This window comes from Actinoplanes sp. NPDC021490 (assembly GCF_055562135.1).
In genome coordinates this window covers 271645-293426 of record NZ_JBVHFW010000008.1, presented here as the reverse complement: position 1 = coordinate 293426, position 21782 = coordinate 271645, and the positions used below count along the sequence as shown (strand labels likewise).

Sequence of the window (21782 nt, the reverse complement as noted above, 5' to 3'; positions counted from 1 at the left end):
CTCACGCTTCCTCTCCGCTCCCTCCGCAAGATCATCTAATTCCGAGAGGATCCCCCATGCGACCAATCCGGATATTTACTGCTATCGCCGCCGCTTCCGCCCTGCTCGTGGCCGGATGCGGCACCGCCGACCAGGACTCGGCCACCCCGGCCCCCGGCGGCAGCGGCGGCGCCCTCACCCCGGTCAAGCTCCAGCTCCAGTGGTTCTTCCAGGCCCAGTTCGCCGGCTACATCGCCGCCGTCGACCAGGGCTTCTACAAGGAGCAGGGCCTCGACGTGCAGCTGCTCGAGGGCGGCGTCGACATCGTCCCGCAGACCGTCCTCGCGCAGGGCAAGGCCGACTACGCCGTCGCCTGGGTGCCCAAGGCGCTGGCCTCCCGGGAGCAGGGCGCCGGCATCACCGACGTCGGCCAGATCTTCGGCCGCTCCGGCACCTACCAGGTGGCCTGGAAGGACAGCGGCATCACCAAGGCGGCCGACCTCAAGGGCAAGAAGGTCGGCAACTGGGGCTTCGGCAACGAGTTCGAGCTGTTCGCCGGCATGACCAAGGCCGGGCTCGACCCGGGCAAGGACGTCACCCTGGTGCAGCAGCAGTTCGACATGCAGGCGCTGCTCAAGAAGGAGATCGACGCCGCCCAGGCGATGAGCTACAACGAGTACGCCCAGCTGCTCGAGGCCAAGAACCCGGCCACCGGCAAGCTCTACACCCCCGACGACTTCTCGATCATCGACTGGAAGGCCGAGGGCTCCTCGATGCTCCAGGACGCGGTGTGGGCCAACACCGAGAAGCTCAACGATCCGGCGTACCAGCAGCAGACCGTCAAGTTCCTGACCGGCACGATCAAGGGCTGGGCATTCTGCCGCGACAACGCCGAGAAGTGCCGTGACATGGTCGTGGCCAAGGGTTCCAAGCTCGGCAAGAGCCATCAGCTGTGGCAGACCAACGAGACCAACAAGCTGATCTGGCCGGCGCCGAACGGGATCGGCGTCATCGACGAGGCCGACTGGAAGCAGACCGTGGACATCTCGATGACCACCAAGAACCAGACCGGCGACACGGTGCTGACCAAGGCGCCGGAGGGTCTGGCCTTCACCAACGACTACATCAACCAGGCCGTCACCGCGGCCAAGGCCGCGGGCATCGACGTCAACGGCACGTCGTTCCAGCCCGCGACCGTCACCCTGACCGAGGGCGGCGCCTGACCGGCGCGGATGGTCCCCCGGTCACAGGGGGACCATCCGCGCGGCCAGGGCCACCGCCATCAGATCGCCGTCGCGCAGCTTGCCCGCGGCCGAGATCGCGCCGAGGCTCTCCAGCCGCTGCGCCGTCGACTCGAGCAGCTGCTCGTCACCCTTGAGCAGACGCCGGGCCACCCGCGCCTGGGTCGGGGTCAGCTCGGCGTACGCGCACTGGTCGAGCGCCTTGATCGTCTCGTCGTCGAGACTGCCCGCGATGGCCCGCTCGGTCACAACCGAGAGCAGCCAGTCGGGCCACCAGGCGTACTTGCCGACGGCCAGGCCCGACCGCACCGCGATCTCGGGGCTCTGACCGGCCTGCATCAGGCGCAGGGCCAGCCCCGTGTCGAACCGTTCCAGACGCAGCGCCTCGACGAACGCCTTGAGGATCGGCGCCGTGCCGACGAACCGCTCGGCCTCGGCCGCGCCCTCGGCGAAACGACCGCGAAGGACATGACACAGCGCGTACGTCTCGGCGATGCCCGAGTTGTCGGCGGCGCGCTGGTCGAGCCGCTCGACCGTCGCCTCCAGGCGCTCGATCGCACGGTCGGCCCTTTCGGCCAGCTCGCTGCTCACCGGTTTGTTGAGGTGCCGCACCACCACGTCGGCGGCCAGCTCGGCCTCGCGCCGCAGCAGCCGCGACGAGATCTTGGGGACGATCGCGTCGCTGAGGTTCTCGGTCACCGAGGCGGCGTCGAACCGGTCGGACACGTCGAGGAACTTGGCCCACCAGGAAGCCGCGTGCCCGGGCCGGGCGTTCACCACTTCGGCGTTCATGACCGTTCTTCTCCCGTCAGTGCAGTTGGATTCAGCATTCCGGCCTTGACCAGCGTGCGGCTCAGCGGCCGGGTCAGCTCGGCCAGCCGCACGCAGGCGTCTTCTCCGATGGCGTCGTAGGCCGGCTCGGCGAGCCGGTCGGTGGTCGCCTCGACGCGGGCTCGCAGCTCGCGCCCGGCGTCGGTGAGACCGTCCTCGGCGTCGAGCAGGCCACGTGCGCGCAGCTCGTCGCCCGCCCCGGCCCATGCCTCGCGCCGCCAGCCGCGGCTGACCCGCAGGAACCGCTCGTCGGTCTCGCCCGACGCCACGTGCAGGCGCAGCGCCTCGAGGCCGCTGATGCCCTCGGCCAGCAGCACCGCCACGTGCCCGTCCCCGCGGAACTCGCGCAGCAGCGTCTGCGCGTGCCAGAGCACCAGATGCAGCGGCTCGGGCCAGGGCAGTTCGGCGTGCGCGGCGAACAGCGGGCGGCCCTGCGGCCACGCGGTCGCCGCCTCGGCCGCGCGACGGGCCAGCCCGGCCGCCTCGGTCACCTCGGGCGACGCGAGCACACCGGCGCCGAGCCCGCGGGTGAGCGCCGCATCCACGGCGGACAGCCGGGCCTCGACCATCGCGGCCGGGGACACGGTGTCCCACACCGACGGCAGCGCCCGGGCCACCACGTCGGGGTTGAAGTTGTAGAAGGTGGCGGCGACGACCCCGGGCCCGCACGCGCCGAACGCCGCACCCCGGGACGCGAAATAGCCGTCCTGCGGCGCCACACCGAGCCGGCCGTAGCTCGCCGGCGCCTCGGGCGCGAAATAGATCATGGCGTGGATCGGCTCGGTCACACGCCAGGCCCGCCGTTGGGGGGACTCGCTCATCATGTTCTCCTCATTCGTGACCGGCCGGGCCCCAGGGCAGTTCCTCCGGCGAGGCGGCCTCGATCGGGGCCTCCGAGTGCCGCGGCGGCGGCCGGTCGGCCACCGTGTGCCAGGCGCCGGCCTTGCGGGCCGCCGCCCGGGTGACCATGTGCACCGGCAGCGGCGGCGCCGTGAACGGGCCGGCTCCCCAGCGCACCCAGATCGCGATGCGGCCGGCCGCGGCCTCGGCCAGCAGCTTGTCGACCGTGCGGGGCCGGTCGAGCCGGTCCACCTCGATCGCGATGGGCTGCCCGCCCGGGCGGGCACAGGCCACGTCGAGCACCGAATGTCCCCGCAGCGGCGGCGGCAGCGGGAAGACGCTGGGCGCCCGGCGATAGACCCGCCAGCCCTGGCCCTCGGCCCAGCCCGCGATCGCGTCGATGATCCGCGTGGTCGCCTGGTCGTTGCTCAGCTCGGCGAAGTGCACCGCCGCCAGCGCCCCGGCCAGCGACTGGGCCGTCCGGGTGCCGTCGTCCGCGTCCATCGCCAAACCCTATGCCCATGTCAGTAACCGCCACCGGCCGCGACCGGCCGCCGCTGCCGGGCGAACATCTCGGCCATCTGATCGGGTGGCATCGGGCGGGCCAGGTGGTAACCCTGGCCCACGGTGTACCCGAGGCGACGCAACCGGTCGGCCTGCTCCTGGCATTCGATGCCCTCGGCCACGGTGTCGAGGCCGAGCGCGCCGGCCAGCTGGGCCACGGCGTGCGCCACGGCCTGCCGGGCCTCGGCGGCCGGGGTGCCAGGCTCGTCGAGCTCGATGCCGTCCACGAAAGACTTGTCGAGCTTGACGATCGAGACCGGGAACGACCGCAGCAGGCTCAGCGAGGACTCCCCGGTGCCGAAGTCGTCGAGCGCCAGCCGTACGCCCATGTCGTGCAGCTCGTGCAGGGTGCGCGAGATCTGCTTGCCGCGCAGCACCCCCGACTCGGTCAGCTCGAGCACCAGCCGGTCGGCGGGCAGGCCGGTCTCGGCCAGGACGGCCCGCACGTCGTTGACGAAATCCGGGTCGTGCAGCTGGCGCACCGACACGTTGGGCGCGATCTTCTGCATCGCGTCCGGCCCGAACTCGGCCAGCCACTCCACCGCCTGTCGGCACGCCTCACGCAGCACGAACCGGCCGAGCGGCACGATCAGGCCGGTCGCCTCGGCGGCCGGGATGAACTCGCCCGGCGGCACCAGCCCGCGGGTGGGGTGGTCCCAGCGGATCAGCGACTCGACCCCGATCACCGCTCCCGAGCCGAGCGCGACGATCGGCTGGTAGAACAGGCGGAACTCGCCCGCGTCGAGGGCCCGGCGCAGCTCTCCGCCGAGGCGGGCGTGCGCGAGCACGGGCTGTTCCATGCCGTCGTGGTAGCGCACCCGGTTGGCCTTGCCGCGCTGCTTGGCCGCGTACATGGCGACGTCGGCGTGCCGCAGCAGCTCGTCCAGCGCGAGGCCGGGCGTCGCGCCGGCGATGCCGACGCTGCAATGGATGAGCAGACGATGCGGGCCGACCGGCTCGGACAGCGCCTCGAGCAGGCGGTCGGCCACCGTCTCGCCGCTGACCTCGGTGCCGGTCAGCAGCACGGCGAACTCGTCCCCGCCGAGCCGGGCCACCAGGCCGTCCGGCCCCGTGGCGGTGCGCAGCGCGCCGGCCACGGCGACCAGCAGCTCGTCGCCGACGTCGTGACCGAGCGAGTCGTTCACGATCTTGAAGTCGTCCAGGTCGACCAGCAGCACGGTGGCGTCGCCGGCCGCGAGGGCCCCGGCCAGCCGCTCCCGGAACAGGCCACGGTTGGCCAGGCCGGTGAGGCCGTCGTGGGCGACCTCGTGGCGCAGCTTGTCCTCGGCGGAGCGCTTCTCCCGCATGAGCAGGCGGTTCTCGCGGGTGGCGGCGAGCTGGCGCACCGCGATCAGGGCCGTCAGCACGACCACGGCGACGACCACGACCCGGTCGGGCCAGCCCAGATCGCCGCGGAGCACCCCGAGCAGGGCCGCGTCGATCGCGAGGACGGACAGGTAGGGCAGCCACACGTTGACCCGGCGCGGGCGCGAGCCGGCCGAGTTCCACTGCTGGTGCGCGGCGCCGGCGGCGAGCACGAAGGCGGCCGGCATGACCACCGCCTGCGCCAGCAGCATGCCGTTGTCGCCGTAGAAGCCGAGCACACCCACGACGGCCGCCACGATGGCGGCCGCCGCGATCAGCCGCAGAGCCACCCGGTCGACCGGGCCACCGCGGATGTAGGAGACCTTGACGATCCCGCCCAGGCCGAGCAGGAACGTCATGCCGATCAGCAGGAGAGCCTGGTTGGTGAAGCTGTGGTTGGTGGTGAGAAGCGGCGCGAGCCCGTAGCTCCACATCACCGTGCCGCCGCCGACGAAGGCGATCGCCCGGTCGATCAGCTGCTTGCGCCGCTCGGCCTGGCCGGTGATGCCGAGCGGCACCCGGCCGACCGCCCACATGGCGGCGATCAGGCCGAAACCGGCCGGCACGAGGGTGCCCAGCGAGATGCTGGGCAGCACCGGGGCGATGACGAACGCCGAGACGGCCAGCCAGGCGTACCCGGCGGTGAAGGTGCCCAGCGCGATCAGCAGCAGGCGCCAGAAGCGGCGCGCGTCCGGCTCCAGCCCGCCGTTGCGCAGCAGCGCGACGACCGACCAGACGCCGGCCACCCCGCCGGCCGGCATGAACAGGTACGCCACGGCGTCCGGCCCGATGCGGGTCAGGAACCACAGCGCGCCGGTCAGCGTGACGGCGAAGGCGGCCAGCACGTATCGCAGGGGTGCGTTCTGCTTGATGGCCACCCCGGAAGAATCGGCAGCGGCGTGCGGCGGCGTAGGACTATTCACCGTTAGCCGGACCACGGCGCATCAGGTGTCTCCGTTCGGGTGTTCGCACCCCTGGCAGGGGCGCGGCAACGCAGGATGGATCGCATGGAGCGCAGCCGGGAGGACGAGGTTCGTGATCGACTGGCCGATATCGCCGGTGACGATCCCGGACCGGCGGAGCGGGCCCTGCTGGGCCGCCTGGTCCGGTCATTCCTCGACAAGAATCCCGGCGCGGTCGACCGCCTGGCCGAGCTGCTGCGCGGCGGCGACCCGGATCCGCTCCGGGAACAGGCGCATGCGCTCAAGGGGTCGGCCACCAACATCGGCGCCGACCGCCTGGCCCGGGTGTTCGCCGAGGTCGAGGACGCCGCCCGCGAGGGTGTCGTGCTCGATCCCGACCTGACGCTCGGCCGCATCGCCTGTGAGCAGGCGCTGATCTATCCCGTGCTGGAGAAGATCGCGGCCGAGGGCTGAGCTCAGAACCGGCGCGCGCCGGGCACGGCCAGCACGGGCTCGATGATCTCGATCATGCGGGCGAAGTTGTTGAGCCGGTCGAGCAGCAGCTCGGTGACGACCATGCCCCGGCCGATCAGCACCAGGCCGTTGGTGGCCACGATGTCCTCGGCGACGCGCATGCCGACCTCGAGGTCGACCACGCGCAGGCCGCGGACCCTCTCCTTGACCTGGACGCACCCCTTGACCCGGCGCAGCGCGTCCAGCACGAGAAGGGCGCTGTGGTCGCGGCACTCGAGCACGGTGATCGCGCTCTCCACCTCCAGGCCGCGGCTCTCCAGGGTCTCGAAGTCGATCGCCGTACGGATGACGTCGATCGCGGCCTCGACCAGGGGGCCCGGGTGCGGCGGCGGGTTCAGGCCGAGCCCGCGGACGATCTCGATGACGTCCTCGAGCATCGGGATGGTGCGGAGCAGCTGCACGGCGACGCCCGGCATGGCGTCGACCATCGCCTGCTCCTCGTCGGTGCAGGGCAGGCCCTTGTCGAGCTTGGCCAGCACGGTGGGCGGCAGCGTGACCGCGCCGAGCTGGGACGCCATCGCGGCGACCTCGATCTCCCACAGCGAGTCGAGCTGCATCTCGTGGCAGAGTTCGGAGACCAGCGTACGGATGCGGCCGGCCCGGGCGAAGGCGAGCGGGCTGGCCAGCTGCAGACAACCGAACAGCGCCTGCAGGCTGGCCTTGAGGGTCTTGTCGAGCAGCTGGCGGTCGGCGGTCGAACGCCCGTGCAGCTCGACCGCGCTCTGCACGGTGCTGCGCAGCTCGTCGGTGGTGACCGGCTTGGCCAGGTAGCGGTAGACACCGCCGTCGTTGATGGCCGCGATGGCCGCGCTCAGATCGCTCTGCGCGGTGTGCAGCACGCGGGTCGTGTCGGGGTATTCGAGCTGCACCCGGCGCAGCAGCTCGACGCCGTCCATCTCGGGCATGCGCAGGTCGCTGATCACGGCGGCGACCGGGCCGGACGAGGCGAGCAGGCGCAGCGCCTCGGCCCCGCTCCCGGCCACGAGCACCTTGTGGTCGCGGCGGAGCTGCAGCGAGAGCGTTTCGAGGATGGCGGACTCGTCGTCCACCAGCAACACGGTCGGCCTGGTGGCCGCACCGGTTGCCGGCGCCAGCACGTTCGTCATTCTTTCCCCCGCCAAACCATCCGCAAGTGGTCGTGCCCTGTACCCGGTTAATCGGACGATTGGCGAAGGTGGCTAAGCGTTTTGGCCGCCGGCGGCGATCGGCAACCGGATGAGCACCGTCGTGCCGTGCGGGGGGTGGCCGCTGAGACGGATGGTGCCGCCGTGCAGGTCGACGATGGTGCGGGCCAGGCTGAGCCCGAGGCCCTTGCCCGCGATGCCCTGGTGGCGCACGTTGCTGGCGCGGTAGAAGCGGTCGAAGACCCGGTCGCGCTCCTCGGCCGGGGTGCCGATGCCGTGGTCGGTCACGGTCAGCTCGGCCATGCCGCCCCGCTGGACCAGCCGGACCTCGACGTCGCCGCCGTGCGGGCTGTACTTGACCGCGTTGGCCAGCAGGTCGTCGACGACCTGGCGCAGCCGGTGCGGGTCGCCCCGCAGCGGCAGCGGCTCGTCGCGCTCGTGCCGCAGGCGTACGCCGTTGGCCTGGGCGTACGGGCGGGCGGCGGCCAGCGCGGCCGCGACGATCCGGGCCAGGTCGACCGGTTCGGCCCGCAGGGCGACGTGGCCGGAGTCGAGGCCGGCCAGGTCGAGCAGGGTGTCCACGACCGAGCGCAGGCTGGAGGCGTTGCGGTGCACGGCGTCGACCATCGCCCGGCTCTCCTCGTCGAGCCCGGACTTCTCGTCGCCGAGCATCGACGCGCTGGCCACGATCGAGGTGAGCGGCGTCCGCATCTCGTGGCTGACCAGCGCGATGAAGTCGTCCTTGGCCCGGGCCAGCTGCCGGGCCAGGGCCTCGGCGCGGCGCAGCGCGACGTAGACGCCGATCCGGGCCGCGACCCCGTCGAGCAGCAGCGCGAGCCGGTCCTCGTGCGGTTCGGGCGCGTCGCCGTAACAGGTGAGCACGCCCAGCACGGTGTCGGCGTCACGCACCGGGACGGCCAGCACCGTCCGCAGCCCGGCCCGCAGGCACGCCGCCGCGCGCTTGCGTTCCAGCGGGGTGCGCAGGCTGGCCGAGTCGGCGATGTCGGGCACCCACAGCGGCTTGCCGGTGGCCCAGACCCGGCCGGTGATGCCGGCCCCCTTGATCGGCGCGAAGGTCAGCACCTCCTCCAGGCCACGGCCCGGCACGCACCAGCGGCCCCCGGCGCTCAGCTCGCCCGAGTCCTCGTCGGCCAGCCACAGCTCGGCCGCGGGCCAGCCCAGGGTGGCGCCGAGCGCGGCCAGCACCCCCGGGGCGGCCTCGGCGGCCGAGCCGGCCCGGCCCAGCGCCTCCTCGACGGCCCGGTGGCAGTCGCGGAACCGCTCGGCCCGGCGCAGCCCGGTGACCTCGCGGGCGACGGCGACCGCGCCGAGGTGCCGGCCGTCGTCGTCGACGATCGGCTGGGCGGTGGCCGCGATGATCCGTTCCCGGCGGCCGGCCACCCGCACCAGCAGGTCGGTGTCGACCCGTTCGCCGCGCAACGCCCGCTGGATCGGCGACTCGCGCCACGGGACGACCCGCCCCTCGGCGTCGAACAGGGCGCCGGTCGCGCGGGACGGATAGAGCCTCGGCGCCGCGTCGGAGGGCAGGCCGATCAGCTCGCGTACGGGCCGGTTGACCACGGCGATGTCACCGTCGGCGTCACAGGCGATCACGCCTACCGGCAGGTTGTCGATCAGGGAGCCGAGGAACGAGGCGCTCGCGCCGGGGCGGGCCAGCGCGGTCAGCTCGGTCAGGATGCGGGCGTGCTCGCCGGTCCAGCGGCGGGCGCCCGGGTCGAGGACGGCCAGGGCGCCGACGGGAAGCCCGGCGGTGTCGCGCACCGGCACCGCGAGGAAGGCCGGCGACGCCTCGCGCTGCACGAACCGGCCGGCCGAGACGGTCCAGCGGGCGATGTCGGCGTCGGGCGGGCCCTGCCCACCGGCCAGCAGCACCGCCTCCCGGTCGACCAGCGTGAGCTGGGCCTCGGGCGTCTCGAGCAGACGGGCGGCCAACTGGGCCAGCGCGTCGGGGGCGAGCGGGAGCGCCGGGAGCGAATGCTTCGCCGTGCGGACCGCGCCCAGCCGGTCCGGATCGGCCAGGACGGCCTCGTCGACGATGACCATGGGTTGCCCGATCCGCAGTGCGCCCGCCCGCGGTCGCGAGCTTGGGCTATTTATACCCTAGGTCCGCATTTGTAAGCCTCGTGACAATCAAGCCGAGACGGGCCACCTCGCGGGGCAGGCGCTGTTCGCGCCCTGGTGGCCGTGCGGGCCCAGCTCGGCGAGTTCGTTGACGACCTCGCGGAGCTTGTCGTTCGGGCAGGGCTTGAGCAGCACCACGCAGACGCCGGCCGCGGTCGGTTCGCCGTCGCCGGGGTGCAGGTGGCCGCTGAGCATCACGATCGGGGTGTCCCGCAACTCGGAGTGCTCCCGGATCGCCCTGGTCAGCTCGAGGCCGTCCATGTGCGGCATCCCCAGATCGGTCAGCACCACGTCGGGCCGGTGCGCGACGGCCAGTTCGAACGCCTTCTGCCCGTCCGGCGCGTGCAGGACCGTGTAACCGGCCCGCTTGAGCAGCCGGGTGAGGATCAGGGCGATGTCTTCGTCGTCCTCGGCGATCAGAACTACCGGCATGTATCGCTCCGCTGTTCGGGGGCACTTCCCCTTAGCATGCGCGCACGAAGTCCGGGATGGGCGGGTTTCGACGTTATGGCTTGCGCGCCACCCCGACGAGGAACGCCGTCTCCGCCACGTCGCTTCCGCACTGCCGCCCCGGCGCCGAGCACCACTGACCAAAGGTCAGCAGGCCCGGCTCGTTGAGCGGCCAGTCACCGAAGAGCACCGCCGTCTCGGCGGCGTCGCGGGTGGCCAGCGGGGCAGTGGTGTTGTTGTAGATGCGGCGGACCTGATCAATGTGGGCCGAGGCGCCCTTGCGACAGGCGTGGGTCAGCGCGAGCATGCTCCCCCGCGGCACGGCGTCGCGATAGACGGCCAGCGCCTCGATCAGCCGGTCGGTGTCGGGGATGAAGTGGGCCACGGCCACCAGCAGCAGGCACACCGGGCGGTCGAGATCGATCAGACGGCGTACGGGCGGGGAGGCCAGCACCTCGCGGGCGTCCAGCAGGTCGGCGTAGAGCACATCGGCCGCCGGATCGCCGTCGAGTTGCAGACGCCCGTGCACGAAGGCAACCGGCTCGAGGTCCACGCCGACGACCCGGCTGCCGGGCCGCAGCCGGCGCGCGAGGTCATGGGTGTTGCCGGGCGACGGGATGCCGCACCCGAGATCGAGGTACTGATCGATGCCCGCCTCGTCGGCCAGGCGTACGGCCTCGCTCAGGAACTGCCGGTTGAGCTGCAGGATCGACGGAAGCTCGGGCATCGCTGACTGCGCGGCCGCCGCGGCCTGCCGGTCGACGGCGAAGTTGTGCCGGCCGCCCAGCAGGAAGTTGTAGATGCGGGACACGCTGGGACGTTGAGGGTCGACCTCGGGCAGGATCGTCTCCTGCTCTCCCAGCACGCTCACGGGGCCAGCCTAGGCAAAATGGTATGACAAACCCCCCGGAATCGTTAACGTGGTCCTGATATGGGGGAAACGTACGGATCGACGCGACACGCGGGACCCGAGCAACTGCCGGATGCGGCCGTGCGCTCGGCCCACGACGCCATCTGGACGGTCGGGCGCGATTTCACCGTGCTGTCGTGGAACCCCGCCAGCGAGAAGCTGCTCGGCTGGCCGGCCCACGAGATAGTGGGACGCAGCGCCGACCTGCTGGTGCCGCCCGACCGGCGCGGCGACCAGCGCGAGATGATGACGCTGCTCGCCGCGGGCGCCCGGCTGGAACGTTTCCGCACCCAGCGCCGCCACCGCGACGGCCGCTGGATCCTGGTCACCCTGACGATGTCACCGCTGGTCGAGGACGACCGCCTGCTCGGCCTGACGGTGATCGCCCGTGCCGTCGGCTACCGCGAACGGCTCGAGTCCAGCCTGCAGGCACTGCTCGAGGCCGCGCCGGACGCGTTCGTCGGCATCGGTGACGACGGGCGGGTGGCGCTCTCCAACACCCAGGCCGAGCAGCTGTTCGGCCTGACCCGCAACGCGCTGATCGGCCGCGCGATCAACGACCTGCTCACCCCGTCCTTGCCGGAAACCCCGGTGGTCGTGCCCGACCTCGAGGCGGCGCCGACCCTGGCGCACCGGATCGACGGGGTCACGATCCCGGTCGAGGTGTCGATGAGCCTGCTGCCCACCGACGAGGGGCGGTTGCGCTGCGCCGTGATCAGGGACATCACCGAGCGCGTACGCGCCCAGGAGCGCCTGCGGCAGCTCCAGGCCGAGGCGGAACGGGCCCGCGTGGAGGCCCAGCTCCAGCGCACCCAGCGGCTGGAGGGTCTGGGGCAGCTGGCCGGCGGGGTGGCCCACGACTTCAACAACCTGATCGCGGTGATCGCCAACTACGCGACGTTCATCGCCGAGTCGGCCACCGACGCCGGGCTCGACGAGATCGCCGGTGACGCCGCCCAGATCAGCAAGGCGGCCCAGCGCGGCGCCGACCTCACCCACCAGCTGCTCGCGTTCGCCCGGCGCGAGGTCGTCCGGCCGCGCCCGCTGGACATCAACGACGTGGTCAACGACATCGAGCAGATGCTGCGCCGGTCGATCGGCGAGCACATCACCCTGGCCGTACGGCTGTCGCCGGACCTGCCCGCCGTGACCGCCGACCCCGGCCAGATCGATCAGGTGCTGGTCAACCTGGCCGTCAACGCGCGGGACGCGATGCCGCGCGGCGGTGACCTGACCATCGAGACCGACGCGCTCGACGTCGACAGCGACTACGCCGCCGGGCGGCCGCACCTCAACCCCGGCCCGTACGTGCGGCTGCGGGTCAGCGACACCGGCACCGGGATGCCACCCGAGGTGATCGAGCGGGCGTTCGAGCCGTTCTACACGACCAAACCGGCCGGGCAGGGCACCGGGCTGGGCCTGGCCACCGTGTACGGGATCGTCACAGCGGCCGGCGGCGACCTCAACATCTATTCCGAGCACGGCATGGGCACCACGTTCACGATCCTGCTGCCGGCCACGGACGCCGAGCCGGCCGCCGTGTCGCGCGATGAGGACCAGACCGAGATCCGGAACGCGCGCCGCTGCACGATCCTGGCCGTCGAGGACGAGCCCGCGCTGCGCGGTGTGCTCAACCGGATCCTGCTCGGCGCCGGCCACCGGGTGCTGATCGCCGAGAACGGCCCGGCCGCCCTGGCCCTGGCCGAAGCGCACGAGGGCTCGATCGACCTGCTGCTCACCGACGTGGTCATGCCGCACATGCTGGGCCGCGACCTGGCCGAGCGCTTCGCCGCGATGCGGCCATCGGCCAAGGTGCTCTTCATGTCCGGCTACGCCCGTCCGGTGCTCGCCTCGCAGGGCACGCTGGCGCCCGGCGTCACCCTGGTCGAGAAGCCGTTCAGCAAGGCCCAGCTGCTCAACGCGATCCAGCAGGTGCTCGACGCCGATCAGTTGTAGCGGTGCTCGCTCGCGACCACGAAGTCGTCGAGCATTCGGGCCAGCCCGTTCATCGACGCCTCGGGCAGCACCTCGGCCGCCGCGCGCCGGAACTCCCCGTCGCCCAGTGCCGCCCGCAACCGGCTGAGCTCGGCCAGCTCGATCGGCGCGTCCGGCGACCCCATCGCCAGCTCGGTGGCGAAGGCCCGGCAGTGCAGCGCGACGGCGGCCGGCAGCCGCCCGGTGAGCGTGCAGACCAGCCCCAGCCGGTGCAGGCCGGAGGCCATCCCGGCCCGGTTGCCGAGCTCGGCGTCGACCGCGAGCGCGTGCCGCAGGTGGCTCTCGAGCTCGGCCGGGTCGGCCCCGGCGCTCTCGCCCCCGGGCAGGCCGAGCCGCTGCCAGCCGGCCAGCCCGGCCCGCGACCCGAGCCGCTCGTCGACGGCGAGCGCCCGGCGGTGATGACCGGACGCCTCCTCGGCGTCGCCGAGCCGGTGAGCGATGTCGCCGGCCCGGTACGCGTGATAGCGCACTTCCAGCAGATCCTGCACCAGCACGTCGTCGACCGTGGCCGTCATCGCCTCGGCCAGCGGGCCACCCTGATTGATCCACCCGGCCGGGTCGCCGATCCCGTTCTCGGCCAGCACGCTCTCGAGCCGCTCGGCGACGCCGGCGAACTCGGTGCGGCCGTGACAGAGCAGCGTGTCCAGATATTCCAGCGCGCGCGGATGGCCGCCGCAGCACGCCCACGCCCGGGTCCGCTGCTCCTCGGTCAGCGCGGCCAGGGCGGGCAGCCGGGCCATCAGCCGGCAGGCGTCAGTGCTGGTCAAGGGGCCCAGCCGCAGCTCGGCGAGGCGCTGATGGGTGCGGCCGGGCAGGGCGACCGGATAACGGCTGGTGATCACCAGCCGGCGTGGCCGGGGCTCGCGGACCCAGGCGGCCAGGAACCCGGCCAGCGCGGCGTCGAGCGGCTCGGCGCGTCCGGCTCCGGCCCGGGGCGCGGTGGCCAGGTCGTCGACGACCAGGGTGATCGGTTCGGTGATCACGCGGGGATCACCGAGAGCGATCACCACCTCGTCGGCGGTGGCCGTGCCCGGCACCCGTACGGTCAGGCCGCCCGGCATCTCGCGATCGAGGCGGCGCAGCAGCTCGGCGGCCAGGCGGCTCTTGCCGATCCCGCCGGCCCCGTGGATGACGAGCCCAGGGCGGCAGGCGTGGCCGAGCAGCTCTCGCAGCTCGGCCTCACGTCCCACGAACTCGGCCACGCGACGGCCTCCCGTCGGAGCGCGGCCCCGGGCGTGCCGCGCACTTACCGACGGTAAGACCCCGACGCACGCGAGTCCATAACCCAGCGTGCCCTGTTCGCGCGGAATCAGCGCTCGGCGCGGTTTTCTTCCTCGGATTCCACGGCATCTTCCTCGCTGTGGCGCTGCGCGGGGACCGCGTCCTCGGGCTCGCCGGCGCCGTGCCGCGGGCCGGGCTTGTCGGCGCCGTTCTCGTCGATCTCGCCCTGGACCTGCGGCTGGTCGACCCAGAGGGCGCGCAGCTGGCCCTGCATGAAGGTGGTCAGGCGGGCGCGGTACTCCCGGTCGAACTGCTCGAGCGCCTCGATCTGCTGCTGCAGCGACTCCCGCTTGGTGCCGAGGCTGCCGACGACGTCGTCGTAGCGCTGGCGGGCCTGCAGGTTGAGGTGGTCGGCGGTGGCCTGGGCCTCGTCGGCGACGGACTCGGCCTGCGCGCGGGCGTCGTTGACGATCTTTTCGGCGTTGCGGCGCGCCTCTTCGGTGCGGGCGTGCGAGTCGCGGGCGATCTGCTCGGCGGCGGCGCGGGCGTCGGTGAGGATCTTCTCGGCCTCGCGGCGCACGTTGTGGGCGTGAACCTGAGCGTCCCGCGCGACCTGCTCGGCGGCGGCGAGCGCGTCCGTACGGATCTTGTCGGCCTGGTGGTGGGCCCGCGCGACGTGCTCCTCGGCCGTGCGCTGGGCCAGGGTCAGGACCTGCAGTGCCTGGTTCGGGTGGGCGCCGGGCTGGCCGGGCTGCGCGGGCTGGGCGGCTGCCGGCCCCGCCTGCTGGGCGACCGGCTGCTGAGCGGCCTGCTGTCCCTGCTGCGGCGCGACGAGGGCGTGTTCCGAGGTCTGGCTGTCCGGTGACGTCCCATTGAGCAGCACTTTGACACGATCCTTCATGCGGTTGTCGGACACTTGATAGACCTCCGTTGTTGCGAGCCCGGGGGATACGCCGCTCGCACGGGGCTGGCGTGATCGGCGGGATGCTACCAAGCTCAACAGCCGATTAGCGAGGGGCTGCGGTGCGTCACCGCGAGGCCCCATCGACGCCCACTACGCTGAGCGGATGGCCGACGAGGAGGTCGCCCGCGTCGTCCGGGAGATGCTGGCCGTCATCCCGGCGGGCTGTTCGTGGCTGCTGCCGGTGACCGGCGCCGACGGGGTGGTGCGCGACTTCCGCATCGCGGCGGCCAGCGGAGTCGGCCACGACATCTATCACCGCGGCGCGAGCCGGATCGACCAGCGTCTCAGCGAGCTCTATCCGAGCATCGTCGGCGGGCAGCTCTGGCAGGTCTATCTCGACGTCCTGCGCACCGGCGAGCCGGGCGGGCTGAGCGACTTCGGATACGACGAGAAGACGGCCGGGATCGTCGCACATTCACTCTTCGACGTGACCGTCCACCGGGTGCTCGACGGACTGCTGGTCTGGTGGCAGCGGCTCGACGAGGACCGCCGCCGCATGCGCAACACCGAACTGCTGGCCAGCCTGGGCTGGTCCGAGTACGACCTGATCACCGGCGAGACGTCCTGGTCGCCCGGGATGTACCGGATCTTCGAACGCGACCCGGCCCTCGGCCCGCTCTCGCGCGCCCAGCAGGCGGCGGCGATGCTCAGCGAGGACCGCGGCCTCAGCGAGACGGCCTGGCAGACCCTCGACAGCGGCGCCGCCTCCGACGTGACCGTCCGGTTCCGGGTCGGCCCGGTCGTGAAACACCTGCGCGTGCTCTCCGACATCATCCGAGACGCCGAGGGGCACCCGCTGAAGATCAACGCGGTGGTTCAGGACGTGACGGCCCGCGAGGATTCCCGTACGGCCATCGACCGCCTTCGCGACCAGTTGCACACCCGCGAGATGACCGCCCTGGCCGAGCATCGCCTCGCCGCCCAGCTCCAGCATCTGATCCAGCCGGTGCCGCGCGACCCGCTGCCGCTGCCCGGGCTGAGCGTGCAGGTCAACTATCTGCCGGCCGGGAGCACGATCCAGGTCGGTGGCGACTGGTATCACGCCGAGACGCTGGCCGACGGCCGGGTGCTGCTGGCCGTGGGCGACGTGGCCGGGCACGGGCTGGGCGCGGCCAACGGGATGGCCCACCTGCGCTTCGCGCTGATCGCGTGGCTGTCGATCGGCGTCGACGACCCGGCCACGCTGCTCGCCCATCTCAACCGGATGTGCGCCCGGCTGCGCCTGACCGCCACCGCCGTGCTGTGCGTCTTCGACCCGGCGTCACGCTCGCTGCGCTGGGCCCGGGCCGGCCACGCGGCGCCGCTGCTCGCCCGCGACGGCAAGGCCGAGTCGCTGCCGCTGCCCCGCGGCATGCTGCTCGGCGCCGACCCGGAAGCGGACTACGAGACGCTGTGCCCGCGTCTGTTCGCCGGCGACCTGCTGCTGCTGTTCACCGACGGCCTGGTGGAACGGCGGGGCGGCCCGTCCCGGCTGCCCGAACTGCTCGACCTGCTGGCCGCCGCGTCGGCCGGGCCCGCCGCGATGCCTGCCCTGGCCCGGACACTGACCACTCCCAGTCCCGACGACGACACCTGCACCCTGCTGGTCACCGTCGATCACTGAGCGGTTCCGGCCCCCTCGAGGTCGAGCGTCAGCCGGACCCGCGTGCCGTCGCCGGCCGTGTCCACCGTCACCTCGTCGCAGATGCGCTCGACGATGGCCAGGCCCCGGCCCCGCAGCGCGTCGGCCGCGGGCATCGCCCGGCCCAGCGTCCGGATCGAGCCGCCGTCGATCACGTCACAGACGATCCGGTCGTCCGAGGCCCAGAGACGGACGATGCCACCGCCCGCGGTGTGCTGCAGGGTGTTCGTGGCCAGCTCGCTCACGGCCAGGGTGAGCAACTCGGCGCGGTGCCCGGGCAGGCCCAGATCGGCCGCGTGGCTGCGCACGAACTCGCGCACCTTGGCCAGGTCGCCGGGTTCCGCGTACGAGGTCTCGTGGCATTCCCCGGTCATCCGTCGGCCCGCGCCGGATCGACCGGCAGGCCTGAGTCGGCCTGAGGACCGAGCAGCCCGGCCACCCCGGTGATGTCCAGAACCGACGCGACGGCGCCGGTCGGGTTGACCACGGTGACGCGCCCGCCCCGGGCGCAGGCCGCGTGGTGGGCGACGATCAGGCCGTGCACGCCACTCGAGTCGAGGAAGTCGACGGCGGCAAGATCGACGATCACGTACGGCGACGAACGGACCGCGTCCTCCAGGATCGTGTGCAACTGCTCGCGTACGGCCAGATCGCACTCGCCGGACAGGGTCACCCGCACGTGCCCCGCCCGCTCGTCCGTTCTCGCCTCGAAGCCCACGTCGCCCGGCCCTTCCACCCGCCTGATCGGTCACATCATGACATCCACCGACACGGTTACCAACGATGTCCGGCCACCGGGCGAATCCAGGCCATCCCTGTACAGGCATGATTCGGTCTGCGTAGGATCAAACCGTCAAATCTGACGATAAGCTGTAATTGGGGATGAACCATGAAGAAGCAACGTTTGTGGATCGTCTCCATCGCGTCGGCGGGCCTGCTGGTCGCGAGCGGGGGCGCGGCGACCGCCTCCCCCGACTACGAACTGGCGTACTGGCCCATGAACGAGGCGCCCGGCTCCCGCACGATGCGTGACGTCACCGGGCACGGCTTCGACGGGCGCATCGGCAAGGACGTCGCGGTCGGTCTCCGGGCCGGCGACCGCATCGCGTACGGCTTCGAGCGGCTGGAACCCGACACGCCGCCGGCCAAGCCGGGCCACCTGGTGATCGTCCCCGACGACAACCGGCTCGACCCCGGCGACCGCGACTACGCGATCGGCATGCGGCTGCGCACCCGCGACCACTTCGGCAACATCATCCAGAAGGGACAGGCCACGGTCCCCGGCGGCAGCTTCAAACTGCAGATCCCCAACGGGCGGGTGCAGTGCTGGTTCCGCGGCTCGCGCACGTCGCTGCTGGTGACCGCGCCCCGGCCGATCAACGACGGGCAGTGGCACACCGTGCGGTGCGAACGCACCGGCGACGGCGTGACCTTGCTGATCGACCAGCGTGTGGTCGCCTCGCGCGCCGGCTGGACCGGTTCGATCGCCAATTCGTGGCCCATCGCGATCGGCGGGAAGACCACCTGCGACCAGGTGGACGTGGGCTGCGACTACTTCGCCGGCGACATCGACTACATCGCCGTGGACGTGGACGAATCCGGCTGGTGACGCCGGGCAACAAGTGTTGACACCCGTCCCGATCCGGGCGAATGTTCTGCGGGTGAGCGATGAGTGGCCGATTGCGGGAACCCTGCTGGCGGCGCGTTACCGCCTGGTCACCCTCCTCGAGACCGGCGGGATGTCGACGATCTGGCGGGCCGACGACGAGCTTCTCGCCCGGCCGGTCGCGGTCAAGCTGCCGCTGGGCGCCCAGGTCGTCTGGCGCGAGGCCCGGATGGGCGCCAAGTTGTCCCACCCGAACATCGCGGCCGTGCACGACTACCGCGAGGCGGTCCGTCCGGACGGGACGGTCGCGCCGTTCGTGGTGATGGAGCTGCTGGCCGGCGAGAGCGTCGCGGCCCGGCTCGAACGCGAGGTGATCGAGCTGCCCGAGGCGGCGCGGATCGGAGCCGCGGTGGCCGACGCGCTGGCCGCGGCCCACGCCAACGGCGTCGTGCACCGCGACATCAAGCCGGGCAACGTCATGCTCACCCCCAACGGCATCAAGATTCTCGATTTCGGCATCAGCGCCACCGCGGGCGAGCCCGACGACGACGACACCGGCTCGACGTTCGGCACGCCGGCCTATGTGGCGCCGGAACGTCTCGACGGCATGCCGGCCGAGCCCGCGACCGACGTGTACGGGCTGGGCGTGCTGCTGTTCGAGATGGTGACCGGCGACCCGCCCTACCCGGTCGACACGTGGGAGGAGCTGGCCGCGGCCCGGGCCGAGGGTCCGCGCGTGCTGCCCGGCGACCTGCCCGACGCCTTCCGCGACATCGTCGGGCGCTGCCTGGCCGAGCTGCCCGAGGACCGGCCGGGCGCCGACGAGGTCCGCTTCGACCTGACCGCGCTGTGGCTCAAGCCGCCGGCCGACTCGCCGGTGAACCGGCCGAGCGGCGCGCACCCACTGAACGGCACCGGCGGGCATCTGGCCGGCTCCGGGCGGCCCTCCGTGGGTCCGGGCGGGGCCAGGCCGGCGACCGGCGGGCGGGGAACCCACGGCCCCGGAGGACCGAGACCGACCGGTTCCCGTACGCCCCCGGTCCGTGTCGAGGCGAACGCCGGCGCCCGGGGCGCCACGAGCCGGGCCACCACCCCCGACCGGCCCGCGCGGGCCGGTGACCGCGCGTACGCCCCCGGCCGGGCGGCCCCCGCGACGGTCGCGCTGACCCCGTCGCCGACCCGTCGCTGGATGCTGGGCGCCGCCATCGTGGCCCTGCTGGCCGCGGTCGGAGGCGCGCTGGTCGCGATCAACTGGCCGCGCGAGAACAACGAGGCCGCCGCCCCCGAGACGCCGCCGCCCGCGGTGGTCTCGCCGTCGGTGGCGCCGCTGCGCACGCCGGCCGGCACCCGCCCGGTCACGCCGTCGTTCTCCCGCCCGCCCAAGCCGACGCCCACGCTCGACTACGACGACGCGGTGAGCCGTTTCCGGAGCGCGGTCGAGGACGCCGACATCCGGTCCGACGTGGCGCTCGACCTGCTCAACCTGCTGCAGCCGCTGGTCGGCGCGGACGGTGACAACATCGACAGCCACGTCGGCAACCTGCGCCGCAAGATCAACGACCGGGCCGGCGAGGGCAGCCTGACGCCGGCTCAGGCGTCGCAGCTGCGGTCACGCCTGGCCGACCTGGACCGCGCCGCGGGCATGTAGCGCCGGCTTTTGCCAGACCCGCCGGTGCCGGTGCGGCCCCTTGTCAGGCCGAGCCGCGGATGACCAGGCTCGTCGGCAGGACGACCTCGACGTCGCCCAGCTCGTCGCCGTCGATCTTGGCCAGCAGCAGGCGGACCATCTCGCGGCCCATCTCCGCGATCGGCTGGTCGACGCTGGTCAGCGGCGGGTCGGTGTGGCGGGCGATCACCGAGTCGTCGAAGCCGATCACGGCGACGTCGTCGGGCACCCGCCGTCCGTGCTGCCGCAGCACCCGCAAGGCGCCCGCCGCCATCATGTCGGAGGCGGCGAAGACGGCGTCCAGATCCGGATGCTGCTCGAGCAGACGCCACATCGCGGCCGCGCCGGACTCCTCGCTGAAGTCGCCGAACGCCACCGGCCCGTCGCCGACCACGTCGCGATAGCCCTCGAGGCGAGCTATTCCGGCGGCCATGTCGAGCGGCCCGGTGATCGCGGCTATCCGCCGGCGCCCCCGCGACCACAGGTAGGAAACGGCCTCGCGCGCGCCGGCCCGGTTGTCGGCGTCGACGTAGGTGCCCCTTTCCGCGTACGTGGGACGCCCGGCCCGCACGGTGGCGACCCCACGCTCCTCGAGCACCGACGGCAGCGGGTCGTCGCCGTGCAGCGAGAGCAGAAACGCGCCGTCGACGTGCTGACGGGTCAGATAGCCCTCGAGCCGGCGGCGCTCCTCGGGAGCCTGCGCGATCATCAGGACCATCTGCAGGTTGCGCGCCACGAGCACCGACGAGATCGACTGCACGATCCGCCCGAAGAACGGCTCGGCGAAGAACCGCTCCCCCGACTCGAAGATGACCAGGGCGATCGAGTCGGTCCGCTGCGTCACCAGGGTGCGGGCGGCCCGGTTGGGCACATAGCCGAGCTCCTGGATGGCGTCCTCGACGGCCTGCCGCGCACGCGGGCTGACCTGGGCCGATCCGTTCACCACGCGGGACACGGTGCCCCGGCCGACGCCGGCGCGCACCGCGACCTCTTCGAGGGTCGGACGGCCACTGGCCCGGTTCCGCTCCGTCGTCATCGATGCCACCTCCCGGGCGCACTCCGAGTTCGCGCCCGACACAAGGTACCTGCCCGGCGCTTGCCAGCACATGATCAGGTCGACGACGTCCTCGGCGTCACCACCTGTTCATACGCTGCCGGACGCGAGAAGCCACTGCTGCAACTGGCGCTTGGCATTGCTGTAGGACTGCTGGAAGTCGCCTGCTGCGAAGGACTTGTCGTCCAGGAATGCATACAGTCGCGGGAAAAGCCCCGGGTCGAGTTCGTTCAGTTCGAGGTCGTCGGCCGTGCCCGCGCGCACTCTGTCCAGGGCTGCCTCCTCCCGCGCGGCGTCCCGCAGGATCAGGCGATAGTTGTCGCGGTATTCCTCCGCGAGAAGGCGCATGAAGGTCAGCATCCGTTGGATCGTCTCGTCCACGGGCGTGTCCAGGATGTGTCGTTCCCGCTGTACGCGTTGAAGTCTCGCGCGGACTCGGCCGATCGCGGGGAACTGCTCGAGGTAGGTCTTGGCCGACGTATGCGCGCCGAGCAGGAAACGCAACTGGCTGCCTTCTTCATAGGCGGCCTTGATTTCCTGGAGGACGTCCGTATAAGTCTCGGTCTGCTCGTCACGCCGGGACTGTTCCAGGTTGCGCTTGTTGATCAGGACCGTGAGAACGCCGGTGATCGCAACCGCCACGGCGAGATTCATGAGCCACTTGGCTATCTCGAAGGGCACATCGACGGTGTCACCCGAAAGAATCAGCAGGATCACCACGGCGACCACAAGGACCGCCAGCGAGCTTCCGATCGCGGTTAGCCATCTCATGC

The 21782-nt window shown here is 72.2% G+C and carries 20 protein-coding genes; 6 read left to right on the top strand and 14 right to left on the bottom strand.

All coding sequences use genetic code 11. The annotated features are described in order from the left end of the window. The first annotated feature begins 56 nt into the window (after positions 1–56). On the top strand, positions 57–1202 hold the full coding sequence (locus ACZ3I4_RS23040; protein ID WP_465384047.1) for an ABC transporter substrate-binding protein: 1146 nt from the start codon (positions 57–59) through the stop codon (positions 1200–1202). A 21-nt stretch (positions 1203–1223) separates the two neighbouring features. On the opposite strand, the gene ACZ3I4_RS23035 is transcribed toward ACZ3I4_RS23040, so the two are convergent. From ACZ3I4_RS23035 to ACZ3I4_RS23020, 4 genes are read right to left on the bottom strand one after another with little or no spacing between them, the layout of a single operon-like run. Next, a complete protein-coding gene (locus ACZ3I4_RS23035) occupies positions 1224–2012 on the bottom strand; it encodes a hypothetical protein (RefSeq protein WP_465384046.1) in 789 nt (262 codons plus the stop codon). After that, positions 2009–2872: an SCO6745 family protein gene (locus ACZ3I4_RS23030; protein ID WP_465384045.1), complete on the bottom strand. Its 864-nt coding sequence runs from the start codon at positions 2870–2872 to the stop codon at positions 2009–2011. The genes ACZ3I4_RS23035 and ACZ3I4_RS23030 overlap by 4 nt, the downstream gene beginning before the upstream one ends. A 10-nt stretch (positions 2873–2882) precedes the next feature. Continuing rightward, a complete protein-coding gene (locus ACZ3I4_RS23025; protein WP_465384044.1) occupies positions 2883–3395 on the bottom strand; it encodes a hypothetical protein in 513 nt (170 codons plus the stop codon). A 20-nt stretch (positions 3396–3415) separates the two neighbouring features. Next, complete coding sequence (locus ACZ3I4_RS23020; RefSeq protein ID WP_465384043.1) at positions 3416–5698, bottom strand: putative bifunctional diguanylate cyclase/phosphodiesterase; 2283 nt, start codon at positions 5696–5698, stop codon at positions 3416–3418. Between the two features lie 129 nt (positions 5699–5827). Here ACZ3I4_RS23020 and ACZ3I4_RS23015 point away from each other — a divergent pair, with 129 nt between their 5' ends. Then, on the top strand, positions 5828–6196 hold the full coding sequence (locus ACZ3I4_RS23015) for an Hpt domain-containing protein (RefSeq protein ID WP_465384042.1): 369 nt from the start codon (positions 5828–5830) through the stop codon (positions 6194–6196). A gap of 2 nt (positions 6197–6198) precedes the next feature. Here the strand turns inward: ACZ3I4_RS23015 and ACZ3I4_RS23010 are convergent, their stop codons facing one another. The 4 genes from ACZ3I4_RS23010 to ACZ3I4_RS22995 form a co-directional block, all read right to left on the bottom strand. Continuing rightward, entirely contained in the window at positions 6199–7362 is a 1164-nt protein-coding gene (locus ACZ3I4_RS23010; RefSeq protein WP_465384041.1) for a response regulator, read from the bottom strand. 72 nt (positions 7363–7434) lie between these two features. Further along, complete coding sequence (locus ACZ3I4_RS23005) at positions 7435–9444, bottom strand: sensor histidine kinase (RefSeq protein ID WP_465384040.1); 2010 nt, start codon at positions 9442–9444, stop codon at positions 7435–7437. Positions 9445–9531: 87 nt separating this feature from the next. Next, positions 9532–9954: a response regulator gene (locus ACZ3I4_RS23000; protein ID WP_465384039.1), complete on the bottom strand. Its 423-nt coding sequence runs from the start codon at positions 9952–9954 to the stop codon at positions 9532–9534. 73 nt (positions 9955–10027) lie between these two features. After that, complete coding sequence (locus ACZ3I4_RS22995) at positions 10028–10843, bottom strand: SAM-dependent methyltransferase (protein WP_465384038.1); 816 nt, start codon at positions 10841–10843, stop codon at positions 10028–10030. A gap of 120 nt (positions 10844–10963) precedes the next feature. Between ACZ3I4_RS22995 and ACZ3I4_RS22990 the strand changes: the two genes are divergently transcribed. Beyond that, positions 10964–12838, top strand: coding sequence for a hybrid sensor histidine kinase/response regulator (locus ACZ3I4_RS22990; protein ID WP_465384037.1), 1875 nt, complete (start codon positions 10964–10966; stop codon positions 12836–12838). On the opposite strand, the gene ACZ3I4_RS22985 is transcribed toward ACZ3I4_RS22990, so the two are convergent. Beyond that, on the bottom strand, positions 12829–14079 hold the full coding sequence (locus ACZ3I4_RS22985; protein ID WP_465384036.1) for an ATP-binding protein: 1251 nt from the start codon (positions 14077–14079) through the stop codon (positions 12829–12831). The genes ACZ3I4_RS22990 and ACZ3I4_RS22985 overlap by 10 nt on opposite strands. Positions 14080–14186: 107 nt before the next feature. Then, positions 14187–15014 carry a hypothetical protein gene (locus ACZ3I4_RS22980; RefSeq protein WP_465384035.1) on the bottom strand — a complete coding sequence of 276 codons (828 nt, stop codon included), beginning with the start codon at positions 15012–15014 and terminating at the stop codon, positions 14187–14189. Between the two features lie 151 nt (positions 15015–15165). Between ACZ3I4_RS22980 and ACZ3I4_RS22975 the strand changes: the two genes are divergently transcribed. Beyond that, complete coding sequence (locus ACZ3I4_RS22975) at positions 15166–16665, top strand: PP2C family protein-serine/threonine phosphatase (RefSeq protein WP_465384034.1); 1500 nt, start codon at positions 15166–15168, stop codon at positions 16663–16665. On the opposite strand, the gene ACZ3I4_RS22970 is transcribed toward ACZ3I4_RS22975, so the two are convergent. Then, positions 16659–17057, bottom strand: a complete 399-nt coding sequence (locus ACZ3I4_RS22970) for an ATP-binding protein (RefSeq protein WP_465384033.1) — start codon at positions 17055–17057, stop codon at positions 16659–16661. The genes ACZ3I4_RS22975 and ACZ3I4_RS22970 overlap by 7 nt on opposite strands. Beyond that, positions 17054–17419, bottom strand: coding sequence for an STAS domain-containing protein (locus tag ACZ3I4_RS22965; RefSeq protein ID WP_465384032.1), 366 nt, complete (start codon positions 17417–17419; stop codon positions 17054–17056). Before ACZ3I4_RS22965 ends, ACZ3I4_RS22970 begins: the two co-directional genes overlap by 4 nt. Positions 17420–17572: 153 nt before the next feature. Here ACZ3I4_RS22965 and ACZ3I4_RS22960 point away from each other — a divergent pair, with 153 nt between their 5' ends. After that, a complete protein-coding gene (locus ACZ3I4_RS22960) occupies positions 17573–18292 on the top strand; it encodes a laminin G domain-containing protein (RefSeq protein ID WP_465384031.1) in 720 nt (239 codons plus the stop codon). Between the two features lie 52 nt (positions 18293–18344). Continuing rightward, on the top strand, positions 18345–19937 hold the full coding sequence (locus tag ACZ3I4_RS22955; RefSeq protein ID WP_465384030.1) for a serine/threonine-protein kinase: 1593 nt from the start codon (positions 18345–18347) through the stop codon (positions 19935–19937). Between the two features lie 43 nt (positions 19938–19980). On the opposite strand, the gene ACZ3I4_RS22950 is transcribed toward ACZ3I4_RS22955, so the two are convergent. Next, a complete protein-coding gene (locus ACZ3I4_RS22950; RefSeq protein ID WP_465384029.1) occupies positions 19981–20991 on the bottom strand; it encodes a LacI family DNA-binding transcriptional regulator in 1011 nt (336 codons plus the stop codon). A gap of 108 nt (positions 20992–21099) precedes the next feature. Further along, on the bottom strand, positions 21100–21780 hold the full coding sequence (locus ACZ3I4_RS22945) for a hypothetical protein (protein WP_465384028.1): 681 nt from the start codon (positions 21778–21780) through the stop codon (positions 21100–21102). Between the last annotated feature and the right edge of the window lie 2 nt (positions 21781–21782).

Coding starts and splice junctions, on each gene's coding strand:
- ACZ3I4_RS23040 (WP_465384047.1), top strand. CDS start 57: ATGCGACCAATCCGGATATTTACTGCTATCGCCGCCGCTTCCGCCCTG.
- ACZ3I4_RS23035 (WP_465384046.1), bottom strand. CDS start 2,012: ATGAACGCCGAAGTGGTGAACGCCCGGCCCGGGCACGCGGCTTCCTGG.
- ACZ3I4_RS23030 (WP_465384045.1), bottom strand. CDS start 2,872: ATGAGCGAGTCCCCCCAACGGCGGGCCTGGCGTGTGACCGAGCCGATC.
- ACZ3I4_RS23025 (WP_465384044.1), bottom strand. CDS start 3,395: ATGGACGCGGACGACGGCACCCGGACGGCCCAGTCGCTGGCCGGGGCG.
- ACZ3I4_RS23015 (WP_465384042.1), top strand. CDS start 5,828: ATGGAGCGCAGCCGGGAGGACGAGGTTCGTGATCGACTGGCCGATATC.
- ACZ3I4_RS23010 (WP_465384041.1), bottom strand. CDS start 7,362: ATGACGAACGTGCTGGCGCCGGCAACCGGTGCGGCCACCAGGCCGACC.
- ACZ3I4_RS23005 (WP_465384040.1), bottom strand. CDS start 9,444: ATGGTCATCGTCGACGAGGCCGTCCTGGCCGATCCGGACCGGCTGGGC.
- ACZ3I4_RS23000 (WP_465384039.1), bottom strand. CDS start 9,954: ATGCCGGTAGTTCTGATCGCCGAGGACGACGAAGACATCGCCCTGATC.
- ACZ3I4_RS22975 (WP_465384034.1), top strand. CDS start 15,166: ATGGCCGACGAGGAGGTCGCCCGCGTCGTCCGGGAGATGCTGGCCGTC.
- ACZ3I4_RS22970 (WP_465384033.1), bottom strand. CDS start 17,057: ATGACCGGGGAATGCCACGAGACCTCGTACGCGGAACCCGGCGACCTG.
- ACZ3I4_RS22960 (WP_465384031.1), top strand. CDS start 17,573: ATGAAGAAGCAACGTTTGTGGATCGTCTCCATCGCGTCGGCGGGCCTG.
- ACZ3I4_RS22950 (WP_465384029.1), bottom strand. CDS start 20,991: ATGACGACGGAGCGGAACCGGGCCAGTGGCCGTCCGACCCTCGAAGAG.
- ACZ3I4_RS22945 (WP_465384028.1), bottom strand. CDS start 21,780: ATGAGATGGCTAACCGCGATCGGAAGCTCGCTGGCGGTCCTTGTGGTC.